The organism is Muricoccus roseus (assembly GCF_900141905.1).
Lineage (GTDB): Bacteria > Pseudomonadota > Alphaproteobacteria > Acetobacterales > Acetobacteraceae > Roseomonas > Roseomonas rosea.
In genome coordinates this window covers 1-5312 of record NZ_FQZF01000065.1, presented here as the reverse complement: position 1 = coordinate 5312, position 5312 = coordinate 1, and the positions used below count along the sequence as shown (strand labels likewise).

General features: G+C 65.6%; 8 protein-coding genes and 1 pseudogene. 5 read left to right on the top strand and 4 right to left on the bottom strand.

All coding sequences use genetic code 11. The annotated features are described in order from the left end of the window. A partial coding sequence (locus BUB97_RS25115; RefSeq protein WP_175562711.1) for an ATP-binding protein occupies positions 1-242 on the top strand: 242 nt, incomplete at its 5' end. Positions 243-1228: 986 nt separating this feature from the next. Here BUB97_RS25115 and BUB97_RS25110 read toward each other — a convergent pair. Next, complete coding sequence (locus BUB97_RS25110) at positions 1229-1492, bottom strand: DUF6894 family protein (RefSeq protein ID WP_073140611.1); 264 nt, start codon at positions 1490-1492, stop codon at positions 1229-1231. A 216-nt stretch (positions 1493-1708) separates the two neighbouring features. Between BUB97_RS25110 and BUB97_RS25105 the strand changes: the two genes are divergently transcribed. Next, positions 1709-2083, top strand: a complete 375-nt coding sequence (locus BUB97_RS25105) for a hypothetical protein (RefSeq protein WP_073140608.1) — start codon at positions 1709-1711, stop codon at positions 2081-2083. Next, a complete protein-coding gene (locus tag BUB97_RS25100) occupies positions 2083-2664 on the top strand; it encodes a lysozyme (protein ID WP_086062556.1) in 582 nt (193 codons plus the stop codon). The genes BUB97_RS25105 and BUB97_RS25100 overlap by 1 nt, the downstream gene beginning before the upstream one ends. 104 nt (positions 2665-2768) lie before the next feature. Here the strand turns inward: BUB97_RS25100 and BUB97_RS25095 are convergent, their stop codons facing one another. Beyond that, positions 2769-2936, bottom strand: a complete 168-nt coding sequence (locus BUB97_RS25095) for a hypothetical protein (protein ID WP_217659763.1) — start codon at positions 2934-2936, stop codon at positions 2769-2771. Between the two features lie 490 nt (positions 2937-3426). Here BUB97_RS25095 and BUB97_RS25090 point away from each other — a divergent pair, with 490 nt between their 5' ends. Further along, positions 3427-4116, top strand: a complete 690-nt coding sequence (locus BUB97_RS25090) for a thermonuclease family protein (protein WP_086062555.1) — start codon at positions 3427-3429, stop codon at positions 4114-4116. A 109-nt stretch (positions 4117-4225) separates the two neighbouring features. Here BUB97_RS25090 and BUB97_RS25085 read toward each other — a convergent pair whose 3' ends face one another. Then, entirely contained in the window at positions 4226-4822 is a 597-nt protein-coding gene (locus BUB97_RS25085) for a type II toxin-antitoxin system HicB family antitoxin (RefSeq protein ID WP_073140602.1), read from the bottom strand. Between the two features lie 2 nt (positions 4823-4824). Then, complete coding sequence (locus BUB97_RS27380) at positions 4825-5016, bottom strand: type II toxin-antitoxin system HicA family toxin (protein ID WP_073140598.1); 192 nt, start codon at positions 5014-5016, stop codon at positions 4825-4827. A 138-nt stretch (positions 5017-5154) separates the two neighbouring features. Here BUB97_RS27380 and BUB97_RS27135 point away from each other — a divergent pair. Then, positions 5155-5312 (top strand): annotated as a pseudogene (locus BUB97_RS27135) (IS21 family transposase); the annotation flags it as partial.

The following is a 5312-nucleotide window of genomic DNA, read 5'->3' as shown; positions in this document are numbered from 1 at the left end:
CCTCGGGCGGCGCCTTGCTGTTCCACCTGCTCAGCAAGCTCTACGAGCGCACCAGCGTGGTCATCACCACCAATCTGAGTTTCAGCGAGTGGGGCGGCGTGTTCGGCGACGCCAAGATGACCACGGCCCTGCTCGACCGGCTCACGCACCACTGCCACATCCTGGAGACCGGCAACGACAGTTTCCGGTTCAGGAGCAGCTCGGCCGAACCCAGGAACAGGAGGGCCAAAGCACCTGCTTGACCCGCGGCCACAGCCCGCGGGACATATCCCCGCACGGGTCAGTTCTCGATGAAAACCCCGGGTCAGTTCTCAGCGAAACTCAACAACCCGGTGCTCCCTCCTCGCCCCTTGAAGGGGCGAAATGGAGTCGGACACCCGGCCGAGCACCATGAGAACTGCTGCGGCAGCTGTGTGGTAGAGGGGCTGCCCGCATCCTAACGGAGTACTGCCCGCAGCAGCAGCAGCAGCAGCAGCAGCAGCAGCATGAGGGATGCCAACGAGATGGCGATAGCAATGCCTGCGTAGATCAATGTCCTCATCAGCTCTGGCCTCCGGACATCTACTTACCATGCCGCGCCCGGCCGGTCAGCCATCCTCTAGGAAATGCATCGGCACAACGGCCTACTTCGGGGAGCCGGCCTTCCGGCGGCGGCTGGCCGCTGTTCCCTGCTTGCTACATGGCTACAAGCGCGAACAGCATCACCAAGATACCTGCCACGGCCAGTGCACAGGCCACCACCAAGTCTACGCCATTGTTCAAGGGTTCCTCCCGGCGTTCTGCGGCAAGAAACCCTAGCAGGCCTTAATCGGCAGCCCAGCCAAGCACCTCTAACATTCTGGGGAGCCAATGAGCAACGGCCCTGAGCTGCCGTCCATGCATCCAGGGCACGATTGGAATGATCCTCAGCGCCTTGGCGATCTATCGGCGTCCGAGGTTCCGCTGCGCCGCACCCAGTACCTCCTCAAGAGCGGCGAAATGCTGCTCTGCCCTCTCCAGGTTCCAGTTCCTGAAGCTACAACGCGATACCCGGTAAAAGTGACCCGGCAGTAACTTGGTCGCGATAATCCGAAGCGGTTCCACCAGCGGCCGAAGCCCGCGCGTGCGTGGCGGCAAGCGCAGAGGATTCATCGAAGGGCCCGCGATGCCTGGGGGCTCGGCTCCGGCGATTGAGATTGGGCACCTGGAAGGTCTGGCCGTCCAAGCTACCTACGGCAAACTGGCCAGCCTAGCTCGCGGGCCTGTCGGGTCGCTTCCTGATCGCCGGGGCGGTAATCGCCACAAAGTGGAGAGTGAACAGCGTCAGGCCCGTGTCGTCGGTGACCTCGAGGCTCCATTCGCCCTCCTTCCAGAACGTCTCGGCGTGCCATTTCAGAAGCTCGCCCGACATACGCACTGCCTCAACTCTCGCGGCCTCCAGGCTGGGCAGCTCGCTCCCTTCCGCGTCGGGAGGAGTTCTGCCGTCGCGCGTGTGGAAGAAGTATCGGGCCAAGGCATGTCTCACTTCTCGTTGGCAGCGGCTGGACAGCCCTGACTTCTGCCAGCAGCGCTGGCGACCGCGCTACTCTAGGCACAACTCGTGCCGTCGCACTGATCCAGGTTGGCTATCCGAAGAAGTTGCCGGGATGTGAAGCCTCCTTGGCGCTTCCCGTTTTGCGACCCGCGCCCGGCCGGTCAGCCGGGCACCCCTGAACATCGGAGCATTCCCATGATCGACTGGACCGCCATCCTGGCGGCCCTGGGCCTTTCCGCGCCCGTGGCCACCGTCCTCGGCATCGGCCTGCGCGCCGCGCTGCCCTCGCTGATCCACATCACCCGTGTCTGGATGGTGGACTTGGCCCTGCGCCGCGCGGCCGGGCTGATGTTCAGCATCGTCCAGACCGAGGGCTGGGCCGGTGGCCCGCTCGACCCCGTGCGGCTGGACAAGCTCATCACCACCGGCGTGCGCTACATGCAGGCGCGCCTGGGCGAGACCCTGGCGAAGATCGGCGTCTCGGCCGATGACCTCCGCAGCATGGTCCAGGGCGCCTTCGGCGAGCTGCTGGGCAAGCAGGCCGCCACCGCAGCGCCGGGGCCGGTCTGATGCCCTGGATCTGGAACGCGGCGGGCACCTCCGCGCGCTGGGAGGATGACCCGCCCCCGAAGCCCGCGCCCGCCAAGACGCCCGTGCCGGCCGGCCGGAAGGGCACGCTGGTGGCGCTGGTCGGCGTAGGCGCCGCAGCGATCCTGACCGCCATCGTCCCGCAGTTCGAGGGCACGCGCCTGGTCGGCTATCTCGACCCGGTCGGCATCCCGACGAAGTGCATGGGCGACACCCGGAACGTGGTGGTGGGGCGGCGCTACACGACCGAGGAGTGCCGCATCAGCCTGGAGGAGCAGCTGGTGGCGCATGCGGGCCCGGTGATCGCCTGCGTCCCCGCGCTGGCGGGCCGGACCTATCAGGCCGCCGCCGCGGTCTCCTTCGCCTACAACATCGGCACCGGCGCCTTCTGCCGCTCCACCGCCGCCCGGCGCTTCAACGCGGGAGACTGGAGGGGCGGGTGCCGGGCCTTCAACGAGGACGACGCGGGCCGGCCGCAATGGGTGACGGCGGCCGGCATCCGGCTGCCCGGGCTGGTGAAGCGTCGGGCAGCGGAGCGGGAGCTGTGTGAGACGGGGCTATGACTGTGGCTCGGGCGGCGTGGGTCCGGGCTCTTTCGGCCGAGGCGCGAAGGATCGCAGCTTGCCTAGAGTGGGGAAGGAGAAGAGGCCCGCAGCCTAGTCTAGAGTTAGTTTGTCGCTTCGCCCGGCAACGGCCCGCGCTGAAATTCTCCGATCGCGAAGACGATTTCCGTCCAGGCAGCGACCCCGGCCTCGTCGCCTTCGTCCAGCAGCCACTGCAAGCGCCGGCCTGCCTCGGCTGCTGCATCAGCCCCGTGCTTGTCGATCAGGATCATGGCGGCTCGGTAGCTGTCGATCCCGACTTCGTAGCGAGCAAGGCGCAATGAGGCGGATCCTTTGTGCGGCATGATCACGTCCAGCTTACGGTTCAGGGGTCCGCGACGACAATTCGATCCGAAGGACCAGAAGCCTGGCCTGCAGTGAGGCAATCTGGCTTCGAAGCTCGGCGTCAGTGAGGCCTGCCAGTCCAAGCCACTGCATGGGACGTAACCGCTGCGAAGCACTCACCGAAGCAGCTGACCCGCGTGCAGTCTGAGCCGGTTCTGGAGTGGCTCGAAGCGGCTCTAATGCGACCGAGTACGATGACGGCTCTTCGGCCGTGGCTGATGAACAGGCCGAGCCGCTCGAGGGGGCTGAATGTGCGACAGGCTTCTTTCTCATAATAGTAACGTAATAACAAAACCGTGATCGTCGTGCAAGGTGGTCGTTCCATAATGGGACGTTGTCCGGCTACACCGGTCCAAGCGCGCGTGTCAGGGTGGCCTGATGCCTCGGACAATCTCTCGCCTGATCGTACTGGCCAGCTTCCTTCTGCTTTCGCCTGCTGTGGCAGCTGAGTTGCTCGGGCGGGTGGTTGGGCTCTCCGATGGAGACACGATGACAGTCCTCACCGCAGAGCGCCGCCAGGTGCGGGTTCGTCTCGGTGAGATCGACGCGCCCGAGAGCCGGCAGCCTTATGGGACCAGGGCGCAGCAGGTCCTCTCGGGGATGGTCTTCGGCAAGGACGTGCGGGTCGTGGTGCAGGACACCGACCGTTACGGCCGGACCGTCGGGTGGGTGTACCAGGGCCTTCTGGACGTCAATGCAGAGATGGTGCGGCAAGGAGCAGCCTGGGTGTATCGCCAGTACAGCCGAGATGCCTCGTTGCTCCAGCTTGAGGCTGAGGCCAGGGCCACTCGCCGTGGGCTCTGGGCACTACCTGAGGTCGAAAGGACGCCTCCCTGGGAGTGGCGGGCTGGTCAGCGTGGAGGATCCACAGGGCGGGCTTCAGTGCCTGCTCCCGCCTCTCCGCAACGGTCCTCGCCTGCCACGCCCAGCGGCTTTATTTGCGGGGCCAAGCGCTACTGCCGCGAGATGACGAGTTGTGCCGAGGCTCGGTTCTACCTCTCCCATTGTGGGCTCTCGAGGCTGGACGGAGACCGGGACGGGGTTCCCTGTGAGAGCCTTTGTCGGTGATCATTACTCTGCGCTCCCCGCGGCCGGCATCCAGCTGCCCGGACTGGTGAAGCGCCGGGCAGCGGAGCGGGAGCTGTGTGAGACGGGGCTGTAGCCCTGCGCCCGTCTATTACGAGCTGCTCTCGACCAGCCCGGCCAGGCGCCGAGCTGTGTCGAGGGCCTCGCTCCGGTGGTCCACCATCGCGACCGATTCGCGCAGCGCTCCGTCCTTCCCTGTGACAGGGAAAACCGCCCAGCCCATGCCTTCACGGAACCGCATGATCTCGTAGCTACCCTTGGGGCCGTGGATGCCAATGACGCTGGGCAGCAGGTGCTGGCGGACGGCCTCGGCGATGTAGCCGGAGCGAGTATCCCCATGCTCTGCGACTGCCGCATCCACACGCTGCAATAGGCCTTCATCCATCGTGATGTTCACGCGGACGCCCTTGCTCGGCAGAACCACCGGAACCAGCACGCGAGCCACTTCATCTGATCCAGCTTCCGCGAGCCAGTCCGGGAGGGGAGCATCCGGAGCAGACGGCTCTGGCAGGGCCTCGCTATCCTCCAGCATGCCCTCAACATGGAGAGCCAGGGCTTCTGCCGCCTGTTCGGCGGCATGCTGGACGGATGTGCCAGCAGAGGTGCAGCCCGGAAGATCCGGGAACACCACTCCGAACGCGCCATCGGCGCCGCGCTCGATGATGGCGGGATAGAAGCGGTAGGCCATTCTCATTTCCCTTTCAGGTTGACGCCGCTCTGGTGAGCGATGGAGGCGAGAGTCTTGGGGTGGACCTCTTCGGCGCCCCCGTGGAAGGCCACCGTGACGCGGCCGGGCTTGGTCGGGTGTCGATATTGGCGATGGGAGCCGGTGGACTTGAACCAGACCTGCGAATTCCACGGGATGGTGGGCAGTGATTCCACGGCATCGTGGGCAGCGGTTCCACGGGATGGTGGGCACGGATTCCACGGGATCGTGGGCACCCTGTTGAGGGTTGCCTGGGGTGGATTGCCGACAGTCTGAGCCGGCTAAGGGACCTCGTTCTGAACGGGGTCTGCCTGATGCCTACTGAGAGATTGTCGATGCGACGGATCCGCGACGTACTGCGTCTGAAGTTCGAGGCTGGACTGAGCGACCGGACCCTTGCGGCCGCGGTTGGCATCAGCAAGGGAGCGGTGGCTGCCTATGTCTATCGTGCCCGGGCGGCTGGGCTGTCCTG

What these genes read in the sequence shown, in the direction of transcription:
- BUB97_RS25105 (WP_073140608.1), top strand. Translation starts at nt 1,709, where the DNA reads ATGATCGACTGGACCGCCATCCTGGCGGCCCTGGGCCTTTCCGCGCCC.
- BUB97_RS25100 (WP_086062556.1), top strand. Translation starts at nt 2,083, where the DNA reads ATGCCCTGGATCTGGAACGCGGCGGGCACCTCCGCGCGCTGGGAGGAT.
- BUB97_RS25095 (WP_217659763.1), bottom strand. Translation starts at nt 2,936, where the DNA reads ATGATCCTGATCGACAAGCACGGGGCTGATGCAGCAGCCGAGGCAGGC.
- BUB97_RS25090 (WP_086062555.1), top strand. Translation starts at nt 3,427, where the DNA reads ATGCCTCGGACAATCTCTCGCCTGATCGTACTGGCCAGCTTCCTTCTG.
- BUB97_RS25085 (WP_073140602.1), bottom strand. Translation starts at nt 4,822, where the DNA reads ATGGCCTACCGCTTCTATCCCGCCATCATCGAGCGCGGCGCCGATGGC.